Source organism: Lawsonibacter asaccharolyticus (genome assembly GCF_022453915.1).
In the GTDB taxonomy this organism is placed as follows: Bacteria; Bacillota; Clostridia; order Oscillospirales; family Oscillospiraceae; genus Lawsonibacter; species Lawsonibacter asaccharolyticus.
Genome location: NZ_CP091870.1, coordinates 1,410,895 through 1,429,725 on the forward strand (window position 1 = coordinate 1,410,895; position 18,831 = coordinate 1,429,725).

The 18,831-nt window shown below is 67.5% G+C and carries 22 protein-coding genes and 1 riboswitch; of the genes, 21 read left to right on the top strand and 1 reads right to left on the bottom strand.

Annotated elements, in window-relative coordinates; all coding sequences use genetic code 11:
• The first annotated feature begins 57 nt into the window (after nt 1-57).
• The 7 genes from L9O85_RS06680 to L9O85_RS06710 all read left to right on the top strand — a co-directional run bounded on the left by L9O85_RS06680 (nt 58) and on the right by L9O85_RS06710 (nt 5,626).
• Nucleotides 58-207, top strand: coding sequence for a hypothetical protein (locus tag L9O85_RS06680; RefSeq protein WP_170116231.1), 150 nt, complete (start codon nt 58-60; stop codon nt 205-207).
• A gap of 435 nt (nt 208-642) precedes the next feature.
• Complete coding sequence (gene rsxC / locus L9O85_RS06685) at nt 643-1,953, top strand: electron transport complex subunit RsxC (RefSeq protein WP_108981286.1); 1,311 nt, start codon at nt 643-645, stop codon at nt 1,951-1,953.
• The gene (locus L9O85_RS06690) at nt 1,953-2,906 is read left to right on the top strand and encodes an RnfABCDGE type electron transport complex subunit D (protein WP_050624680.1); all 954 of its coding nucleotides are present in this window, start codon (nt 1,953-1,955) and stop codon (nt 2,904-2,906) included. Before rsxC ends, L9O85_RS06690 begins: the two co-directional genes overlap by 1 nt.
• The gene (locus L9O85_RS06695; protein ID WP_108981285.1) at nt 2,903-3,427 is read left to right on the top strand and encodes an FMN-binding protein; all 525 of its coding nucleotides are present in this window, start codon (nt 2,903-2,905) and stop codon (nt 3,425-3,427) included. Before L9O85_RS06690 ends, L9O85_RS06695 begins: the two co-directional genes overlap by 4 nt.
• 21 nt (nt 3,428-3,448) lie before the next feature.
• Nucleotides 3,449-4,129 (top strand): electron transport complex subunit RsxE, encoded by a 681-nt coding sequence (rsxE, locus tag L9O85_RS06700; RefSeq protein WP_050624683.1) that lies wholly within the window; start codon nt 3,449-3,451, stop codon nt 4,127-4,129.
• Complete coding sequence (locus tag L9O85_RS06705; RefSeq protein ID WP_050624684.1) at nt 4,129-4,752, top strand: electron transport complex protein RnfA; 624 nt, start codon at nt 4,129-4,131, stop codon at nt 4,750-4,752. Before rsxE ends, L9O85_RS06705 begins: the two co-directional genes overlap by 1 nt.
• 22 nt (nt 4,753-4,774) lie before the next feature.
• Nucleotides 4,775-5,626, top strand: a complete 852-nt coding sequence (locus tag L9O85_RS06710; protein ID WP_050624685.1) for an RnfABCDGE type electron transport complex subunit B — start codon at nt 4,775-4,777, stop codon at nt 5,624-5,626.
• 50 nt (nt 5,627-5,676) lie between these two features.
• Here L9O85_RS06710 and L9O85_RS06715 read toward each other — a convergent pair whose 3' ends face one another.
• Nucleotides 5,677-6,144: a hypothetical protein gene (locus L9O85_RS06715; RefSeq protein WP_050624686.1), complete on the bottom strand. Its 468-nt coding sequence runs from the start codon at nt 6,142-6,144 to the stop codon at nt 5,677-5,679.
• Nucleotides 6,145-6,270: 126 nt separating this feature from the next.
• Nucleotides 6,271-6,470, top strand: a riboswitch (cobalamin riboswitch).
• Nucleotides 6,471-6,628: 158 nt separating this feature from the next.
• Between L9O85_RS06715 and L9O85_RS06720 the strand changes: the two genes are divergently transcribed.
• From L9O85_RS06720 to L9O85_RS06785, 14 genes are read left to right on the top strand one after another with little or no spacing between them, the layout of a single operon-like run.
• Nucleotides 6,629-7,630: an ABC transporter substrate-binding protein gene (locus tag L9O85_RS06720; protein ID WP_108981283.1), complete on the top strand. Its 1,002-nt coding sequence runs from the start codon at nt 6,629-6,631 to the stop codon at nt 7,628-7,630.
• A 10-nt stretch (nt 7,631-7,640) separates the two neighbouring features.
• On the top strand, nt 7,641-8,708 hold the full coding sequence (locus tag L9O85_RS06725; RefSeq protein WP_108981282.1) for a FecCD family ABC transporter permease: 1,068 nt from the start codon (nt 7,641-7,643) through the stop codon (nt 8,706-8,708).
• Nucleotides 8,698-9,510, top strand: a complete 813-nt coding sequence (locus tag L9O85_RS06730; protein WP_329737313.1) for an ABC transporter ATP-binding protein — start codon at nt 8,698-8,700, stop codon at nt 9,508-9,510. Before L9O85_RS06725 ends, L9O85_RS06730 begins: the two co-directional genes overlap by 11 nt.
• Nucleotides 9,507-10,274 (top strand): sirohydrochlorin cobaltochelatase, encoded by a 768-nt coding sequence (locus L9O85_RS06735; RefSeq protein WP_301579986.1) that lies wholly within the window; start codon nt 9,507-9,509, stop codon nt 10,272-10,274. The genes L9O85_RS06730 and L9O85_RS06735 overlap by 4 nt, the downstream gene beginning before the upstream one ends.
• Nucleotides 10,275-10,307: 33 nt before the next feature.
• A complete protein-coding gene (gene cbiD / locus L9O85_RS06740; RefSeq protein WP_301579987.1) occupies nt 10,308-11,462 on the top strand; it encodes a cobalt-precorrin-5B (C(1))-methyltransferase CbiD in 1,155 nt (384 codons plus the stop codon).
• Nucleotides 11,429-12,121, top strand: coding sequence for a precorrin-2 C(20)-methyltransferase (gene cobI, locus L9O85_RS06745; protein WP_108981278.1), 693 nt, complete (start codon nt 11,429-11,431; stop codon nt 12,119-12,121). The genes cbiD and cobI overlap by 34 nt, the downstream gene beginning before the upstream one ends.
• Before the next feature lies 1 nt (nt 12,122).
• A complete protein-coding gene (locus L9O85_RS06750; RefSeq protein ID WP_207642597.1) occupies nt 12,123-12,650 on the top strand; it encodes a methyltransferase family protein in 528 nt (175 codons plus the stop codon).
• Between the two features lie 25 nt (nt 12,651-12,675).
• Complete coding sequence (gene cobM, locus L9O85_RS06755) at nt 12,676-13,431, top strand: precorrin-4 C(11)-methyltransferase (protein ID WP_301579988.1); 756 nt, start codon at nt 12,676-12,678, stop codon at nt 13,429-13,431.
• Nucleotides 13,428-14,429 (top strand): cobalt-precorrin 5A hydrolase, encoded by a 1,002-nt coding sequence (locus tag L9O85_RS06760; RefSeq protein ID WP_301579989.1) that lies wholly within the window; start codon nt 13,428-13,430, stop codon nt 14,427-14,429. Before cobM ends, L9O85_RS06760 begins: the two co-directional genes overlap by 4 nt.
• Complete coding sequence (gene cobJ, locus L9O85_RS06765; protein ID WP_276852536.1) at nt 14,426-15,154, top strand: precorrin-3B C(17)-methyltransferase; 729 nt, start codon at nt 14,426-14,428, stop codon at nt 15,152-15,154. Before L9O85_RS06760 ends, cobJ begins: the two co-directional genes overlap by 4 nt.
• The gene (gene cobK, locus L9O85_RS06770) at nt 15,151-15,900 is read left to right on the top strand and encodes a precorrin-6A reductase (protein WP_050624695.1); all 750 of its coding nucleotides are present in this window, start codon (nt 15,151-15,153) and stop codon (nt 15,898-15,900) included. Before cobJ ends, cobK begins: the two co-directional genes overlap by 4 nt.
• Complete coding sequence (cbiE, locus tag L9O85_RS06775; RefSeq protein ID WP_301579991.1) at nt 15,891-17,105, top strand: precorrin-6y C5,15-methyltransferase (decarboxylating) subunit CbiE; 1,215 nt, start codon at nt 15,891-15,893, stop codon at nt 17,103-17,105. The genes cobK and cbiE overlap by 10 nt, the downstream gene beginning before the upstream one ends.
• Complete coding sequence (locus L9O85_RS06780) at nt 17,102-17,761, top strand: precorrin-8X methylmutase (RefSeq protein ID WP_050624697.1); 660 nt, start codon at nt 17,102-17,104, stop codon at nt 17,759-17,761. The genes cbiE and L9O85_RS06780 overlap by 4 nt, the downstream gene beginning before the upstream one ends.
• On the top strand, nt 17,758-18,810 hold the full coding sequence (locus tag L9O85_RS06785) for a hypothetical protein (RefSeq protein ID WP_050624698.1): 1,053 nt from the start codon (nt 17,758-17,760) through the stop codon (nt 18,808-18,810). The genes L9O85_RS06780 and L9O85_RS06785 overlap by 4 nt, the downstream gene beginning before the upstream one ends.
• The last annotated feature ends 21 nt before the right edge of the window (nt 18,811-18,831 follow it).

Genomic DNA, 18,831 nt, shown 5'->3' on the forward strand with positions numbered 1-18,831 from the left:
AGGATTGAGAGCGGCGTTGAGCCGGCCTCGCAATTCATAAATTAGGAGGTACTCATTATGGGGTGCTGCAATAACGGCTGGGGCGGCGGAGGCTGCCTGTGGATCATTCTGTTGATCATCATCCTGTGCTGCTGCGGCGGCTGGGGCGGAAACAACTGCGGCTGCGGCTGCAACAACAACGGCTGCAACAACGGCTGCGGCTGCTGAACACGAGGAACAGGGCCCGGGGTGCCTGCGCACCCCGGGCCCTTTCTGTCCGGCGGACCGGAGCGGAAGGGGCTGTTTTCTATGGAAAAACACCCCTTTTTGAAAAAAAGATCCCCATCCAGGCAAAAACTGTCCTTGCGTTTTTTGGAAGATGGGTGTATGATAATGCACGTAATGCAGCGCGGAGCGGCCCGTCCAAAGGGAGGGGGCCGGAGCCGTGCGGACACCGACGGGGCCTTTTTCAAAGCGGAAAAGACCGGTCGGGTTTTGTTGTGCGTGGGCACAGTTCCGCGGCAAGTTCCATTTTATTTTATGCTTTTGGGGAGGGAGAGAAGGCGGCTGGACAAGCCCGGTAAAAAGGGAGTCCCCACCCGCCAGACGAAAAAGAGAACAAATGTGATCCCAAGAATGCAGTACAGGGAGGTTGAAATCTGAATGAGCAATTTTCTCAGACGTTCCGCGCAGGGCGCGGGAGTGCCCCACGAGAAGGGGACTTCCAACCTTGAGACGGTGGCGATGCCTCTGCCGTCCAAGATCGTCCTGTCCATGGGACAGCACATCGGCGCCCCCGCCGCCCCTGCCGTCGCCAAGGGCGACCAGGTGTATGTGGGCACCGTGGTGGGCAAGGCAGGGGGCTTCGTCTCCGCCGACATCCACTCCGGCGTTTCCGGTACGGTGACCGAGATCACCACCATTACCGCGCCCAACGGCGCGGCCCAGCAGGCCGTGGTCATCACCCCTGACGGCCAGCAGACGGTGGACCCCTCCATCGCCCCCCCGCAGGTGACGGATATGAAGTCCTTCGTAGACGCGGTCCGGGCCAGCGGTCTGGTGGGCCTGGGCGGCGCCGGCTTCCCCACGGCGGTGAAGCTGTCCCCCAAGAACCTGGACGAGATCGACATGCTGGTCATCAACGGCGCGGAGTGTGAGCCCTATATCACCTCCGACAACCGGTGCTTCATCGAGGACACCCATCACGTCCTCAACGGCATCAAGCAGGTGATGAAGTATCTGAACATCGCCAAGTGCGTCATCGGCATCGAGGGCAACAAGCCCGAGGCCATCGCCAAGATGAAGTCCGCCATCGACGACCCGGCCATCGAGGTCAAGACCCTGCCCTGCCGGTACCCCCAGGGTGCTGAGAAGGTGCTCATCGAGACCTGCACCGGCCGGGAGGTGCCCTTCCCCGGGCTGCCCTCCGACGTGGGCGTCATCGTGATGAACGTCACCTCGGTGGCCTTCGTCTCCAAGTATCTGGAGACCGGCATGCCCCTGACCACCAAGCGCCTCACCGTGGACGGCGACATCGTCAAGCAGCCCAAGAACGTGGAGGTCATCATCGGCACCCCCATCCAGGAGCTGCTGGACTTCTGCGGAGGCCTCACCGCCGAGCCGGGGAAGATCCTCTACGGCGGCCCCATGATGGGCACCTGCGTGGCGGACCTGTCCCAGCCCATCCTGAAGAACAACAACGCCATCCTGGCCTTCTCCCAGGAGCGGGCCAAGCTGCCCAAGGCCAGCAACTGCATCCAGTGCGGCCGCTGCGTCAACGCCTGTCCCCTGGGGCTGGCGGCCAAGGACATCGTGGTGGCCTTCAACAAGGGCAATGTGGAGCTGCTCAACCAGCTGCATGCCGACCTGTGCATGTCCTGCGGCACCTGCTCCTTTGTCTGCCCCGCCAAGCGGCCTCTGACCCCCTCCATTGCCCTGGCGAAGATCATGATGAAGAATGGAGGTAAGAAGTGATGGCCAATAAACTTATTGTCAGCGCCGCGCCCCATATCACCAGCGCGGACAGCACCAGCAAGATCATGGGCCGCGTGTGCATCGCCCTGCTGCCCACCCTGATCGCCTCTGTGCTGATCTTCGGCTTCCAGGCCCTGCTGCTCACCGCCGTCACCGTGGCGGCCTGTGTGGTCTTCGAGTACGCCTACTGCAAGCTGGTGGGCCGGGACGTGACCATCAGCGACCTTTCCGCCGTGGTCACCGGCCTGCTGCTGGCCTTCAACCTGCCCGCCGGTCTGCCGGTGTGGATGTCCCTGGTGGGCGCGTTCATCGCCATCGTGATCATCAAGCAGCTCTTCGGCGGCCTGGGCTATAACTTTGCCAACCCGGCCATCGTGGGCCGCATCGCCATGGCCCTGGGCTTCACCGGCGCCATGACCAGCTATACATATCCCGAGAACGGCATCGACGCCCTGGCCTCCGCCACCCCTCTGGCGGTGGAGGAGACCGCCCAGAACGCGGGCTCCTATGTCACCCTGCTGCTGGGCAACCACGGCGGCGTGCTGGGTGAGACCTGCGCCATCACCCTGCTGATCGGCGGTATCTACCTGATCTGGACCAAGGTCATCAGCCCCACCATCCCGGTGACCTATCTGGCCACCGTGGCGGTATTCAGCCTGCTGTGCGGCTATGACCCCATCTATCAGCTGCTCTCCGGCGGCCTGATCCTGGGCGCCTTCTTCATGGCCACCGACTATGTCACCTCTCCCACCACGGAGAAGGGCAAGCTGGTCTTCGGCATCGGCCTGGGCGTCATCACCTGCCTGATCCGCTTCTTCGGCACCATGAACGAGGGCGTGTCCTTCGCCATCCTGCTGATGAACCTGCTGGTCCCCTACATTGAAGTGCTGACCCGCCAGGATCTGCTGGGGATTTCCAAGCCTAAGAAGAACAAGGGAGGTGCCGCGAAATGAGCAATTGGAACAAGATCGGCAAGCCCATCGTGGTCCTGTGTCTGATCTGCGTCGTCATCACCGGCGCCTTGGCCGCCACCAACAGCGCCACCGCCCCCGTCATCAAGGCGGCGGAGGAGGCGGCTGCCCAGGCGGCCCGCACCGAGCTGCTGCCTGAAGCCACGGGCTTCACCCTGGTGGAGGGCGAGTTCGAGGGCGTCACCGAGATCTACACCGCCGACAACGGTGTGGGCACCATCATCACCAGCAGCGACAAGGGATACAGCTCCACTGTGGTGGTCATGGTGGCCTTCGACCCCGACGGCACCATCAAGCAGGTGAAGATCCAGAGCCAGGGCGAGACCGCCGGCGTGGGCACCAAGATCGAGAACGAGTCCTTCTGGAGCCAGTACACCGGCCTGCCCGCCGAGACCATCACCCTGGACCAGCAGGTGGACCGGATCACCGGCGCCAGCATCTCCAGCAGTGCTGTGAATGACGCCGTCAACTTCGCCATCGCCGCGTACAACGCGATCTCCTGAGAAAGGCAGGTGCGATAGAAAATGAGTAAAAGATTGAGTGTACTGACCAACGGCCTTCTGAAAGAGAATCCCGTTCTGCGTCTGGTGCTGGGCACCTGCCCCACCCTGGCTGTCTCCACCATGGCCTCCAACGGCATCGGCATGGGTCTGGCGGCCACCTTCGTGCTGCTGTGCTCCAACGTGGTCATCTCCGCCCTGCGGAAGGTCATCCCCGACCAGGTCCGCATCCCCTGCTACATCACCGTCATTGCCGGCTTCGTGTCGGTGGTCCAGATGCTGGTGAAGGCCTATGTCCCCAGCCTGGACAGCGCCCTGGGCGTGTACCTGCCCCTGATCGTGGTCAACTGCATCATCCTGGGCCGCGCTGAGATGTTCGCCTCCAAGAACGGCATCCTGGATTCCGCTCTGGACGGCATCGGCATGGGCATCGGCTTCACCATCACCCTGACCATCATGGGCACCATCCGCGAGATCCTGGGCTCCGGCACCTGGATGGCCGGCCTGGACGGCCTGCTGCCCTTCCTGCCTGAGGGCTTCAAGATCCAGGTCATCCCCACCTCCGTGGACCCCTTCACCCTGATGACCAGCGCCCCCGGCGGCTTCTTTGTCTTCGGCGTCATGATGGCGGCGGCCACTTGGCTGACCACCCGGCCCAAGAAGGAGAAGAAGCCCGCTGAGACCGTGGAAGGAGGGAATGCGTAATGGAGCTCGCACTGAAGCTGGCCAGCATTTTCTTCACCATGATCCTGGTGGACAACTACGTTCTGGCCAAGTTCCTGGGCATCTGCCCCTTCCTGGGCGTGTCCAAAAAGCTGGACAGCGCCGTGGGCATGTCCCTGGCCGTCACCTTCGTCATGGTCATGGCCACCGCCGCCACCTGGCCCATCTATACCTACATCCTCTCACCTGAGTGGGCCGAGGGGACGAGCCGCGACCTGGGCTATCTCCAGACCATCGTGTTCATCCTGATCATCGCCATCCTGGTGCAGCTGCTGGAGAACGTGCTGAAGAAGTTCATCCCCGCGCTGTACAAGGCGCTGGGTGTGTATCTGCCCCTGATCACCACCAACTGCACCATCCTGGGCGTGACCATCCTGAACATCGACAATGGCTATGATTTCGCGGAGAGCATCGTCTGCGCCGCCGGCGCCGGCATCGGCTTCCTGGTGGCCATGGTCCTGTTCTCCGGCGTGCGCCGCCGGGTGGAGGAGGCCGTCACCCCCAAGTGCTTCGAGGGCCTGCCCATCACCCTGGTGGCTGCGGCTGTGACCTCCCTGTCCTTCATGGGCTTCGGCGGCATCGTGGAATCCATTTTCGGGGCCTGAGCTTAGGAGGGGAGGAAAGAGTATGAATCCGATTTTACTGGCAGTCCTGATCGTCACCGTCATCGGCCTGATCGGCGCTGTCATTCTGGTGGCTGCCTCTATCTTTATGTATGTCCCGGTGGATGAGCGTGTGGAACAGATCACCGGGTGCCTGCCCGGCGCCAACTGCGGCGCCTGTGGCTGCGCCGGCTGCGCCGACTACGCCAAGACCATCGTGGAGGACGGCAACGCCGTCAACAAGTGCGTCCCCGGCGGTGCCAAGGTGGCCGGCGAGATCGCCGCCATCATGGGCGTGGAGGCTGGCGCCTCCGTCCCCATGAAGGCCGTGGTGGCCTGCTCCGGTACCTGCGGGAAGACCGGCAAGCGCTTTGAGTTTGAGGGCCTGCACAGCTGCCAGGCGGTCAAGGGCCTGTACGGCGGCGACGGCGACTGTAAGTTCGGCTGCCTGGGCTACGGCGACTGCGTCAGCGTCTGTGCCTTCGACGCCATCCATGTGGTGGACGGCGTGGCCCTGGTGGACCGGGAGAAATGCACCGGCTGCGGTGCCTGTGCCAAGGCCTGCCCCAACGCCATCATCAGCATCATCCCGGAGCACAAGCGCAAGCCTGTGGTGCTGTGCCAGAACAAGGACAAGGGCGCTCAGACCCGGAAGGCCTGCTCCGCCGGCTGCATCGGCTGCATGAAGTGCGCCAAGGCCTGCCCCAAGCAGGCCATCACCGTGGAAAACAACCTGGCTTATATCGACCAGGAGAAGTGCGTGGGCTGCGGCCTGTGCGCCAAGGAGTGCCCGGTGGGCGTGATCCACGTCCCCGCGGCCTACGCGCAGCAGGTCATGTCCCCCGCCCAGGAGGAGGCCCCCGCGGCCAACGCCTGATCGTCTGCGAGGAAAAAAGAGAGACGGGACTCCCGTCTCTCTTTTTCTGCTCAAAAGGCGGGGATCTCCCCCGGATAGGCCCGGGCCCGCTCCAGAAGGGGACCCCGGGCCCCCATAGTGAAGGCGATGTCGCTGCTGCGGATGGCGAGCAGGGCCAGACCAGGCGTGAGCTGGAGCTGCTCCATCAGCCCCTGAGGGAGGGACAGCTCCCCCTCTGGAGAGATGGGGAGCCAGCAGTAGGACCGCCCCTTATAGGCCAGTAGCCTGGCGGGCGGGAGGGAGCCATCCCCCAGCCCGGAGCAGTCGGTGAGGATATGCCCCAGCTTGGAGGGGAGCAGTAGGCCACGCCGGGTCACACAAAATCCACCGGTGCTTTTGCTTCCGGTGAACAGTATGACCTGCCCCTCCTCCGTGATTCGGTACTCCTCCACGGCTTGGGGCGGCAGGCGGAGGGAACCGTTCTCCCGGAGCACCGAGCGCCCAAAGACAAATTTTCCCCCTGGATTCAACTGCGGCACTGAAACCACGTCCTTTCTGGTCTGATGAATCGGGCACATCATAGCAGAACGGACCCGATCTGTCAATCAGCCTCACAAAAGCGCTGCCTGCGCATTGACAGGGGCCGCCGTATCCGGTACAATAGGACCGACAAAGCGCCAGAAGGTGCCCGGGGCCCGGAGAGGGCCGGCCGGGAGAATAGGGAAGCGGGTGAGAGGCCCGCGCGGGACCGCCGCCGTATGGGTGAGCGCCGGTTCATCAGCCACTGTGGGGAGGGGCCCCATGGGAAGGCGGACCGGAGGCTGGGAACCCGAGCCGGAAGACCTGCCTGCTGGAGGATACTGCCGAGAGAGGGCAGACACTCCCGGGTGGTCGGACCAATCATCTGGGGAGAATTTGGCGCGGCCGGAAAGGCTGGGACCGTGCTTTGTTGTCTCACACCTCTTTTCAGAATGTCTGGAGAGAGGTGTTTTTCGTGCCGCGGAAAAAAGGAAGGAAAAACAGATGAAAACCCCCAAGAAGTCCCTTGCAGCCCTGCTGGCCATGACCCTGACCGTGGGTCTGACTGCGTGCTCCGGCGAAACGGACAGCCAGAGCGCCCAGTCCGCCTCCAGCAGCCACACCCAGGAGGAGAGCGGCTTCCCCTTCACCCTGACCACCAAGGACGGCCAGGAGGTGACCTTCACCCACGTCCCCGAGACTATCATCTCCTGCAACCCCAACGCCGGCGATGAGCTGATGGCCCTGGGCCTGGGGGACAAGATCATTGCCACCGCCTACAACAACACCCAGGTCAATCCCCAGTGGCGGGAGGAGTATGAGGCCATTCCCACCGTGGCGGAGAGCTACATCTCCCTGGAGACCATCCTCTCCCTGGAGCCCGACTTCGTCTACGGCCGCTCCAGCTCTTTCAGCGAGAAGAACAACACCACCCACGACACCCTCAGCGGCTACGGCATCATGTCCCTGTCCTCCATCGAAGGCTATACCGTGGGGGCCGACGTGGACGTGGTCTACCAGGACTTCTATGATCTGGGCCGCATCTTCCAGGTAGAGGACCGGGCGGAGGAGATCGTCAGCGCCATGAAGGAGCAGATCGCCGCCGTGGAGGAGGCGGTCGCCGGGGCCGAGCCGGTGAAGGTCTTTGTCTACGACATGGCCCAGGAGGGGGGCGCCTACACCTGCGGGGATAACTTCACCGCCAAGCTGATTTCCCACGCCGGGGGCGTCAATATTTTTGAGGACATGGACACCACCTGGGCCACCGTCAGCTGGGAAGAGGTGGTGGAACGGGCCCCGGAGGTCATCGTCATCAACGACTACGGCAGCACCTCCCTGGAGGAGAAGATCGAGGAGCTGAAGGAAAATCCTGCTCTGGCGGACGTGCCTGCCATTCGGGACGGCCGCATTACCTCGGTGACCCTGTGCGAGTCCTTCGCCTCCTCCATGACGGGGGACACCATCGAAAAATTTGCCCGGTCCTTCCACCCGGACTGCTTCCAGTGAGCGCGGCGGGATGAAAAGGCTGTGCCGTGCGGTCCGGGCGCATACCGGGCTGGCCTGTCTGGCCCTGCTGGCGGTCCTGATGCTCTCCGTGGTGCTGGGCATCAGCCTGGGGCCGGTGACCATTCCCTTTCCGGAGGTGTGGCGGGTGATGCTCCACCGTCTGCTTACCCCCCTGGGCCTGGGGGACTGGATCAGCCTGGAGGGCATCCGGGACAGCACACAGAATATCGTCTGGCACCTCCGCGCCCCCCGGGTGCTGCTGGGGATGCTGGTGGGGGCCGCCCTCACCCTGTCCGGGGTGGGGATGCAGGCTTTCACCCGCAATCCCCTGGCGGAACCCTACGTGCTGGGCATCTCCTCCGGGGCCTCCCTGGGGGCCGTGCTGGCCATGCTGGTGGGGGTGTGGCTGCCCATGGGGCGGCTCTCCGTCCCCGCCGGCGCCTTTGTGGGGGCGCTGGTGTCCATCCTGCTGGTGTACGGCCTGTCCCGCTCCGGCGGCGCCGTCACCCCCGTCCGGCTGATCCTGGTGGGGGTGGCGGTCTCCGCCATGTTTCAGGCCTTTACCAATTATCTCGTCTATACTGCCCCGGATGACGCCGCGGTGCGGGAGGCCACCTTCTGGATGCTGGGCGGGCTGGGCAGCGCCAAATGGGAGGACCTGCCCCTGCTGGCACTGATCCTTCCGCCCCTGTTCCTGGTGCTGATGGCCCTGGCCCGTCCCCTGAACGCCATGCTCATGGGGGACAGCTCCGCCGTCACCCTGGGGGTGGATCTGGACCGGGTGCGGGGAGTGCTCATCCTGTCCTCCGCCCTGCTCACCGCCTCCGCTGTGGCGGTGAGCGGCTGCATCGGCTTCGTGGGGCTGGTCATCCCCCATCTGGTCCGGTCTGTGGTGGGGGCGGACCACCGCCGCCTGATCCCCCTGTCCGCCCTGTGCGGGGCCGTCTTTATGATCTGGATGGACGTGGGGGCCCGGCTGGCCGTCCGGCCGGAGGAGATCCCGGTGGGCATCATCACCGCCTTCATCGGGGCCCCCTTGTTTTTATGGATGATCCGGGTGCGGCGCTATGAATTTTGAAGAAAAGGAGGGGAGCGCCATGCTCTCTGCGGAGGGGATCTCCTATGGGACCCGGGACAGGGAGATCTTGTACGAGATCAGCCTGCGGGCGGAGGCGGGGGAGTTCGTTGGCATCATCGGGCCCAATGGGAGCGGAAAGTCCACTCTGCTGAAGAACCTCTACAAAGTGCTCCGCCCCAGGGCGGGGCGGGCATTCCTCATGGGGGAGGACCTGCTGGCCATGAGCGGCCGGGAGATGGCCCAGCGGCTGGCCGTGGTGGTCCAGGAGCACGAGAGCGGCTTCGACTTTACGGTGGAGGAGGTGGTCCGCATGGGGCGGCACGCCCGGAAGGGACTGCTGGAGGCCGACAATGGGCAGGACCGGTCGCTGGTGGACCGGGTGCTCCGCCTCACCCAGCTGGAGGAGGTGCGGGAGCAGAGCTACACCACCCTGTCCGGCGGGGAGAAGCAGCGTGTGCTCATCGCCCGGGCCTTGGTCCAGGACACCCCCTGCCTGATCCTGGACGAGCCCACCAACCATCTGGACATCAAATATCAGCTCCAGCTGATGGAGCTGGTGCGGGTCCTGGGCCGGACGGTGGTGGCGGCCATCCACGACCTGAATCTGGCGGCCCTGTACTGCCAGCGGCTCTATGTGATGAAGGCTGGCCGCGTGGCCGCCTCGGGCACACCGGAGGAGGTGCTGACCCCGGAGCTCCTCCGGGAGATCTATGAGGTGGAGGCGGAGGTGGCGCGGGACAGCCGGGGCTGCCTGCGCATCTTTTTTCAGCCCATCCGAAACGAAGGGGAGGAATCGATATGAGAGAAGCCATTCTGGCCGTCAGCTTCGGCAGCACGGTGGACCAGGCCCGGAGCCGGGACCTGGGGGGGGTGGAGCAGGCGCTGTCCGCCGCCGCCCCGGAGCTGCCCCTCTTCCGGGCCTACACCAGCGGTCTGGTCCGGGCGCGGCTGGGGGACCGGGGGATCGCGGTCCCGGATGTGGCCGGTGCCCTGGAGCAGATGGCGGCGGAGGGGATAGAGTGCCCCCTGATCGTGCCCACCCATTTGCTCCCGGGCGCGGAATATGATAAAATAAGGGAGACCGCCGCCCGGTGGGAGGGCCGCTTTCCCGCACTGAGGCTCTCCTGCCCCCTGCTGGGGACGCCGGAGGACCTGAGGGAGCTGGGCGGGGCGCTGATGGACCTGATCCCCCCGGCAGAGGGGGCCCAGACCCTGTTCATGGGCCACGGGACCCACAGATCCGCCGACCTGGTCTACCCGGCCCTCCAGGGAATCTTCCATCTGGCCGGGCGGGACGACCTGGTGGTGGCCACGGTGGAGGGCCGGCCCAGGGTGGAGGAGGTGCTGCCGCTGGTCACCGCCCCCGCCGTGGAGCTGGTGCCGCTGATGCTGGTGGCCGGGGACCACGCCCTCCACGACATGGCGGGGGAGGGGCCGGACAGCTGGAAAAGGCTCCTCCAGAGCCGGGGGCATGCCGTGTCCTGCCGGCTCACCGGACTGGGGGCCCTGTCCCAGGTACAGGCCCTCTATGTCCGCCGCCTGGAGGAGCTTCGGGCCGGGTCCTGAGAGAAGAGACATGCCGCGGGAAAGGAGCTGCCGATGCCGGAGCACTACATCACTGCGGGCGGGAAGCGCCTGCGCTGCGGACGCACCACCGGGACCTGCGCCGCCATGGCGGCGGCGGGGGCGGTGCGGCTGCTCCTCACAGGGCGGGCCCCGGACCTGATCTCCCTGAACACCCCCAGAGACTGGATGGTGGAGGCCCCCCTGCTGGACTGCGTCGCAGACGGAGAGACCGCCGCCTGCTCCGTGGAGAAGGACGGGGGAGATGACGTGGACGCCACCCACGGGCTGCCCATCCGGGCCACGGTCCGCCGCAGGGCGGAGGGGGGGACGGCCATCCTGGGGGGACCCGGGGTGGGCCGGGTCACCCGGCCGGGGCTGGACCAGCCGGTGGGGGAGGCGGCCATCAACTCGGTGCCCCGGAGGATGATCGCCCGGGCGGCGGAGGAAGAGGCGGCGGCCCTGGGCTACGCCGGGGGACTGGAGATCACCATCTCCGTCCCTGGGGGGGAGGAGGCCGCCCGCCGGACCTTCAATCCTCAGCTGGGGGTGGAGGGGGGCATCTCCATCCTGGGCACCTCCGGCATCGTGGAGCCCATGAGCGCCCAGGCCCTGGTGGAGACCATCGCCCTGGAGCTGCGCCAGGCGGCGGCGGAGGGGGCGGACCGGGTGGTGCTGACCCCAGGCAACTATGGGGCCGATTTTTTGGCGGAGAGCGGCCTGATCCCTTCTGATATCAGGATAGTAAAGTGTTCTAACTTTATCGGTGAGGCCCTGGACCGCGCCGCGGAGGCGGGGATCAGGCAGCTGATCCTGGTGGGCCATCTGGGCAAGCTGGTGAAGGTGGCGGGGGGCGTGATGAACACCCACTCCCGCTGGGCGGACTGCCGCATGGAGATCCTGTGCGCCCACGCGGCCCTGTGCGGGGCCGGCCAGGAGACTGCCCGGGCCCTGATGGGCAGCGCCACCACCGACGCCGGACTGGACATCCTGGCGGAGGCCGGCCTGCTGGACCGGACCATGGACAGCCTGCTGTCCGCCCTCCAGGCACACCTGGAGCGGCGGGCGGGGACGTCCTGCCGCTGCGGCGGCGTACTGTTCACCAATACCCGGGGCCTGCTGGGAATGACCGGGACTGCAAAGGAGATCTTGAACATATGGAGAGCGAAAGAGGAACATTTTACGCCGTAGGGGTGGGACCCGGGGACCCGGAACTGATGACCCGGAAGGCGGTGCGGGTGCTGGAGGACTGTCCCGTCCTGGCTGTCCCCCGCACGCCGGCGGGGGACTCCCTGGCCTTGGAGATCGCCCAGGCGGGTGCGGATCTGACTGACAAGGAGATACACTTTATAGACTTTGCCATGTCCCGGGATGAGGAGAAACGCCGCCAGGCCCACCGGCGAGCGGCGGAGGCGGTGCGCGCCCTGCTGGACCGGGGGACAGACGTGGCCATGCCGGTGCTGGGGGACGTGTCTCTCTTCGCCAGCAGCGCCTATGTAGCCCAGCTGCTGGAGGAGGAGGGCTGCCGCTGTGTCAGGGTCCCGGGGGTCCCCAGCTTCTGCGCCGCCGCGGCCCGGCTGGGCCGGAGCCTGACGGAGATGGACCTGCCGGTCCACATCGTCCCGGCGGGGGGCTTCCCCCTGGAGGAGGCCCTGGACCTGCCGGGGACAAAGGTGCTGATGAAGTCCGGACGGGCCCTGCCCCAGGTGCTGGAGGCGCTGGAGAGCCGGGGCCTGCTGGAGAGCTCGGCCATGGTGCAGAACTGCGGCCTGCCGGGGGAGCAGGCGGCAGAGAGCCTGAAGGACGCTCCCCAGTCCGGCAGCTACTTCACCACCCTTCTGGTGCCGTGACATGGGCGTGTCCGGTCTGCTCTTGCTGTTCCCCTTCCTGCTGCTCCGATTTGGGCTCCTGGGCCGGCTGGGAAGGGACGGACTGGGCCGCGCCGCCCACATTCCCCCCATGGGGGGCAGGGAACGGCTGGCCTATTGGGTCTATCAGCTCTCCTCCGCCGGGGTGCTGGTGTGTCTCTGCGCACAGCGGGCGGAGGTGGACGGCGCCTGGCCCTTTTGGGCGGGACTTGTCCTGTACCTTTTGGGGCTGGCCCTGTGCGCGGGGGCGGTGGTGAGTTTCGGAAGGCACTCCCCGGGTCCTTTCCGGGAGGACGGCCTCTACCGGTTCTCCCGCAACCCCATGTATGTGTCCTATTTCGTGTATTTTGCGGGGTGCGTCCTGCTGACCCGCTCCCGGCTCCTGGCCGCCCTGGTCCTGCTGTTCCAGCTCTCGGAGCACTGGATCATCCTGGCGGAGGAGCGGTGGTGCAGGGAGCAGTTCGGCGCACCCTACGAGGCGTATCGGAAGCGGGTCAGGCGGTATCTCTGATCCGTGTGGGAAGGAGGCTTTTTCCATGGTCCATTTTGTAGGGGCCGGGCCGGGTGCGCCCGACCTGATCACCCTGCGGGGAGCGGAGCTGCTTCGGGGGGCGGACTGCGTCATCTATGCGGGCAGCCTGGTCAACCCGGCCCTTCTGGGGCTGTGCAGGGACAGCGCGCGGATCTATGACAGTGCCCGCATGACGCTGGAGCAGGTGCTGGAGGCGGTGGAGCGCGCAGAGGCGGCGGGGCAGGAGACGGTACGCCTCCACACCGGCGACCCCTGTCTGTACGGTGCGGTGCGGGAGCAGATGGACGCCCTGGACCGGCGGGGCATCCCCTGGGACGTGACCCCGGGGGTGTCCTCCTTCTGCGGGGCAGCGGCGGCCCTGGGGGCGGAGTACACCCTGCCCGGGGTGAGCCAGACCGTTATCATCACCCGCATGGCGGGCCGGACCCCCGTGCCGGAGGGGGAGGAGATCGCCTCCCTGGCCCGGCACGGGGCCACCATGGTCATCTTCCTCTCCGCCGGGATGCTGGAGGCACTGTCTGCCCGGCTGATGGAGGGGGGATACCGGTCAGATGCTCCAGCTGCCCTGGTGTATAAGGCGACCTGGCCGGAGGAGAAGGTGGTGCGCTGCACGGTGGGAGAACTGGCCCAGGCCGGGCGGGACCACCAGATCTCCAGGACCGCGCTGGTGGTGGTGGGGGACATCCTGGCCGGACCCTATGACCGCAGCCAGCTCTACCACCCCGGGTTTTCCACCGGCTATCGGGAGGCGTCCCAATGACTGTGGAGCTTATTTCCTTTACAGAGAATGGTGGGAGGCTGGCCGCCGCGCTGGCGGCCGGCCTGGAGCGGAGCGGGCACCGCGCCGCCTGTACCCGGAAGGGCGAGCGGGCGGAGGAGTGGACCGCCGCCGCCTTCCGCCGCGCGGAGGCCCTGATCTTTGTGGGGGCAGCAGGGATCGCGGTCCGGTCGGTGGCCCCCCATCTGGTGAGTAAGGCCCGGGACCCCGCCGTGGTGGTGGTGGACGAGCTGGGGCGGTTCGCTGTCCCCATCCTCTCCGGCCACCTGGGGGGCGCCAACGACCTGGCCCGGGAGATCGCCGGGCTGCTGGACGGGCAGGCGGTCCTCACTACCGCTACCGATGCGCGGGGGATCTTTGCCTTTGACCAGTGGGCCCGCCGCCTGGGCTGCGCCATCCCCGACCCGGAGAAGATCCGCCCCGTGGCCTCCCGGATGCTGGCGGGGGGGACGGCGGCCTTCTGGTCCCAGTGGCCGGTGGCAGGGGAGTGCCCCTCGGGAGTGGTCCCGGCGGGGCAGGAGGCGGCCCAGGTCCAGCTCACCATCCGGGACACGCCGGAGCCCGCCCTGAAGCTGGTGCCCAGGATCGTCTGGGCCGGGATAGGGTGCCGGCGGGGCGTCCCGGCGGAACGGCTGGAGGCGGCCCTCTGCTCCGGGCTGGAGGCGGCGGGGCTCCATCCAGCCGCTCTGGCGGGGGTGTGCACCATCGACCGCAAGGGGGAGGAGCCCGGCCTGCTGGAGCTGTGCCGCCGGCGCCGGCTGCCCCTGCTCACCTATTCTCCGGAGGAGCTGAGCCGGGCGGAGGGGGAGTTTACCACCTCCCCCTTCGTCCGTCAGGTCACCGGGACGGACAACGTATGCGAGCGGGCGGCGGTGCTGGCCAGCGGCGGCCCGCTGCTGCTGAAAAAGACAGCGGGGGAGGGGGTGACGGCGGCGCTGGCCGCCGCCCCCTTTGCCCCGGGATGGGAGGAAGCGCCATGAATGTGCTGTATGTGGTGGGCCTGGGGCCGGGCGGCTCCAGGTGGATGACCTGGGAGGCCAGGGCTGCCCTGGAGCAGGCCGAGGTGCTGTGCGGCTACACAGTCTATCTGGATCTGATCCGGGGGGAGTTCCCGGATAAGGAGTACTTCTCCACCCCCATGACCCAAGAAATTGAGCGCTGTCGGGCGGCGCTGGAGCGGGCCCGGTCCGGCCGGACCACCGCCCTGGTGTGCAGCGGAGACGCGGGGGTGTACGGCATGGCGGGGCCGGTGCTGGAGCTGGCCCCCCAGTTCCCGGAGGTGGAGATCCAGGTGGTGCCCGGTGTGACGGCTGCCCTGGCGGGGGCGGCGGTGCTGGGGGCCCCTTTGATGCACGACTTCGCGGTGCTCTCTCTGTCCGACCTGCTCACCCCCTGGGAGGTCATCCGCCGCCGCCTGGAGCTGGCGGCTCAGGGGGACTTTGTCCTCTGCCTCTACAACCCCTCCAGCCGGCGGCGGCGGGACCATTTGCGCATGGCCTGTGACATCGTGCTGGCCCACCGGGGGCCGGAGACGGTGTGCGGCTGGGTCCGGAACGCGGGACGTGCCCAGGAGGAGCACCAGGTGCTCACCCTGGGGGAGCTGCGGGAGGCCCAGGTGGATATGTTCACCACCGTATTCATCGGCTCCGCTGCCACCCGCCGGATCGGAGACCGGATGGTGACCCCCCGGGGGTATGAGCTGTGAGGGTGCTGATCTTCGGCGGCACCACTGAGGGGCGCCGGCTGGCCCGGGCCCTGTCGGCCATGGGCCACCAGGTCTGGGTCAGCGTGGCCACCCCCCTGGGGGCGGAGGAGCTGGCCGGCCTGGAGGATGTGTCCGTCCTGGTGGGGCGCAGATCCGGGGGGGAGATGGATGCTCTGCTCTCCCGGGGCTTCCACCGCTGTGTGGACGCCACCCACCCCTATGCTGTCCAGGCCACCCGGGAGATCGGGGCGGCCTGTGCCCGGGCCGGCGTCCCCCTGCGCCGCCTGCTCCGGCCCGAAGGCGGGGAGGAGGGGCTGCGGGTGGACAGCCCGGAGGAGGCCGCCCGGCTGCTGGCGGGGCGGGAGGGGAACATCCTGCTGGCCACTGGGGCCAAGGAGCTCCCGGCCTTTGCCGCCCTGGAGCCCGCCCGCCTCTTTCCCAGGGTGCTGCCCTCGGAGGAGAGCGTGGCCGCCTGCCGCCGGGCGGGCATCCCCTCCCGGAACATCATCGCCCTCTACGGACCCTTCACCCAGCGCCTGAATGAGGCGCTGATGGAGCAGTATCACATCCGCTTCCTGGTGACCAAGGACGGGGGAGAGGCGGGCGGCTTCCGGGAGAAGGCCGCCGCCGCCCTGGCCGCGGGGGTGGAGCTGGTGGTCATCCGCCGCCCCCGGGACCGGGGCGAGGGCCTGGAGGACATTCTGGCCTGGTTCCAGGCCGATAAGGAGGAAGCAGAATGGAAGTGACGCTGATCGGGATGGGACTGGGCGACCCCACGACCCTCACCGCCCAGGCAGTCAGGGCTCTGGAGGGGGCGGACGGCCTGATCGGGGCCCGCCGTCTGGTGGAGGGGCTGAATCTGGGACGTGAGGTGCCCCGGTATCCCGCCACCAAGGGGACGGAGATCCTGGAGATCCTGTGCCGGAGCGGCCTGGAGCGCCCCTGCGTGCTGTACAGCGGGGATACCGGGTTCTACTCCGGGGCCCGCTCCCTGACCGCCCTGCTGGAGAAGAAAGGCATCCCCTTCCGGGTGCTGCCCGGCCTGTCCAGCGTCCAGTATCTGGCCGCCAGGCTGGGGCGGCCCTGGCAGGACTGGAAGCTGGTCTCCGCCCACGGGACCCGGTGCGACCCGGTGGCCGCCGTGCTGGAGGGGCGGGAGGCGTTTTTCCTCACCGGCGGCGAGCTGGGGCCGGGGGAGCTGTGCCAGGCCCTGCGGGATGCCGGGCTGGGCCACCTCCGGGCAGTGGTGGGTGAGGAGCTGTCCTACCCGGCGGAGCGGATCACCCGGGGGACGGCGGCGGAGTTTGCCCAGGGGACCTTCGCCCCCCTCAGCGTCCTGCTGGTGGAGGGGGCGGAGCGCCCCAGGGCGGCGGTCTCCTCCGGGATCCCGGACGAGGACTTCCTGCGGGATGAGGTCCCCATGACCAAGCGGGAGGTCCGGGTCGCGGCCCTCTCCCTGCTGGAGGTGGAGGAGGACGACGTGCTCTGGGACGTGGGGGCGGGCACGGGCTCGGTCTCGGTGGAGCTGGCCCTCCTGGCCCGGCGGGGGCGGGTGTACGCCGTGGAGCGGAGGGGAGAGGCCCTCTCCCTGATCTGCGCCAACCGGACGCGCTTCGGCGCCTGGAACCTGGTGCCGGTCCGGGGGACCGCGCCCGCCGCGCTGGAGGACCTGCCCGCCCCGGACGGCGTCTTTGTGGGGGGCAGCGGCGGGGAGCTGGACGCCATCCTGGCCGCGGCCCTGGGAAAAAATCCCCGGGTCCGCCTATGCGTCAGCGCCATCGCCCTGGAGACCCTGTCCGCTGCTGCGGCGGCCTTTGCCGCCCGGGGGCTGGAGGCCCAGGTGACCCAGATCTGGGCGGCCCGGTCCAAGGGGGCCGGTGGGCTGAACCTGATGATGGGGCAGAATCCGGTGTGGCTCATCTCAGGCCGCCGGAGGGAGGAGGAGGCATGAGAGAGCTGGAACACAGCCGCCCCGCTGACATTGAGGCGGAGAGCTTCCGCATCATCGGGGCGGAGCTGGCGGAGCGGGGGATCGTCCTGCCTGCGGATCAGGCGCCGCTGGTGAAGCGGGCCATCCACACCACGGCGGACTTTGACTACGCCCGTAATCTGGTGTTCACCCCCGGGGCGGTGGAGGCCGGGGTCCGGGCCCTCCGGGCCGGCACCCCCATCCTGACGGACACCAACATGGCCCGGTCCGGCATCAACCGGGGGGCGCTGGAGCGGCTGGGCATCAGCGTCCACTGCTTCATGGCGGACCCGGAGGTGGCCCGCCGGGCGGCAGAGGCCGGGACCACCCGGGCGGCGGCGGCGGTGGACCAGGGGGCGGCCCTCTGGCCCGAGGGGATCTATGCCGTGGGCAACGCCCCCACCGCGCTGATCCGCATGGCCCAGCTGATCCGTGCCGGAGCGATGTCCCCGGCCCTGATCCTGGCGGTGCCGGTGGGATTCGTCAATGTGGTGGAGAGCAAGGAGGAGATCCTGGCCCTGGCCCGGGAGCGGGGGATACCCGCCATCGCGGCTCTGGGCCGGAAGGGGGGGAGCACGGTGGCCGCCGCCCTGTGCAACGCCCTGCTGTATCAGTCGGGAGGACGGGAGAAATTATGAGACGAGGAAAGGACCGGCTCATCGGGGCCGCCCTCTGCCTGCTCCTGCTCTTTGGGGCGGGGTGTTCCCCGGCCCCGGGAGCGGACCAGGAGACGTTGGACCGGGAGCTGGACGTGCAGCTGGGCCTGCTGGCGGAGGTCATCACCCAGGAGGAGCGGAGCGCGGCCATGGACCTGTGGATGCGGCTCCGACCGGTGCGCCAGGCCCGGCTGGACCGGGGCGAGTATCGGCGGGGGGACCGGGAGCAGGAGCTGCTGGAGGAACTGAACGGGCTCTATGAGGCATACACCATCCGGTATCTGGGGGGAGACGACCTGGGCTGGGGCTACACGGACCCGGAGGAACACGTCCTGGCCCGCTACCGGATCGGCGGGGCGGGGGAGCTCACCCTCATGCCCAACTCCCTGGACCTGACCCACGGGCCCTGGACCAGGGAGGACCTGGAGGAGATGTGGGAGTCGATGCAGGCCGTCCTCCCCAAGGACGCCTTTCGGGACTTTCGGAGCTATGTGCCCTTTACGGACGGCGAGGGGGAGACGGTGGCCTATGTGCTGCCCGCCGACCCCGGGGGGAGCCAGTGGGAGATCTGCCTGGACCCGGCGGACATGGGGGACCGGGACTATTTTCTGGAGACCGTGCTCCATGAGTACTGCCACTACCTCACCCTGAACCACCGTCAGGCGGACTATCGGGGGGAGCCCACAGTGGAGACCTACTGCGAGGCCGGAATGGTCAGCCGGGAGGGGTCCTATCTGGACGACTTCTGCCAGCGGTTCTGGACCGGCTACCTGGATGACCGGCTGGCGGATCTGGACAGCTATAACTTCTTCCTGCGGCATGAGGAGGATTTCGTCAGCAGCTACGCCTCCACCGACCCGTCGGAGGACATCAGCGAGAGCTTCGCCTTCTTCGTGCTGTGGGACGTGCCGGAGTCGGAGGCGGTGTGGGCGGAGAAGCTGCGGTTTTTCCTGGACTACCCGGAGCTGACGGAGTTCCGCCGCCAGGTGCGGGAGAACCTGGGGCTGGAGCAGCCGGAGCAGGCGGCATAAATGCAGGATGCCCGGAGGCAC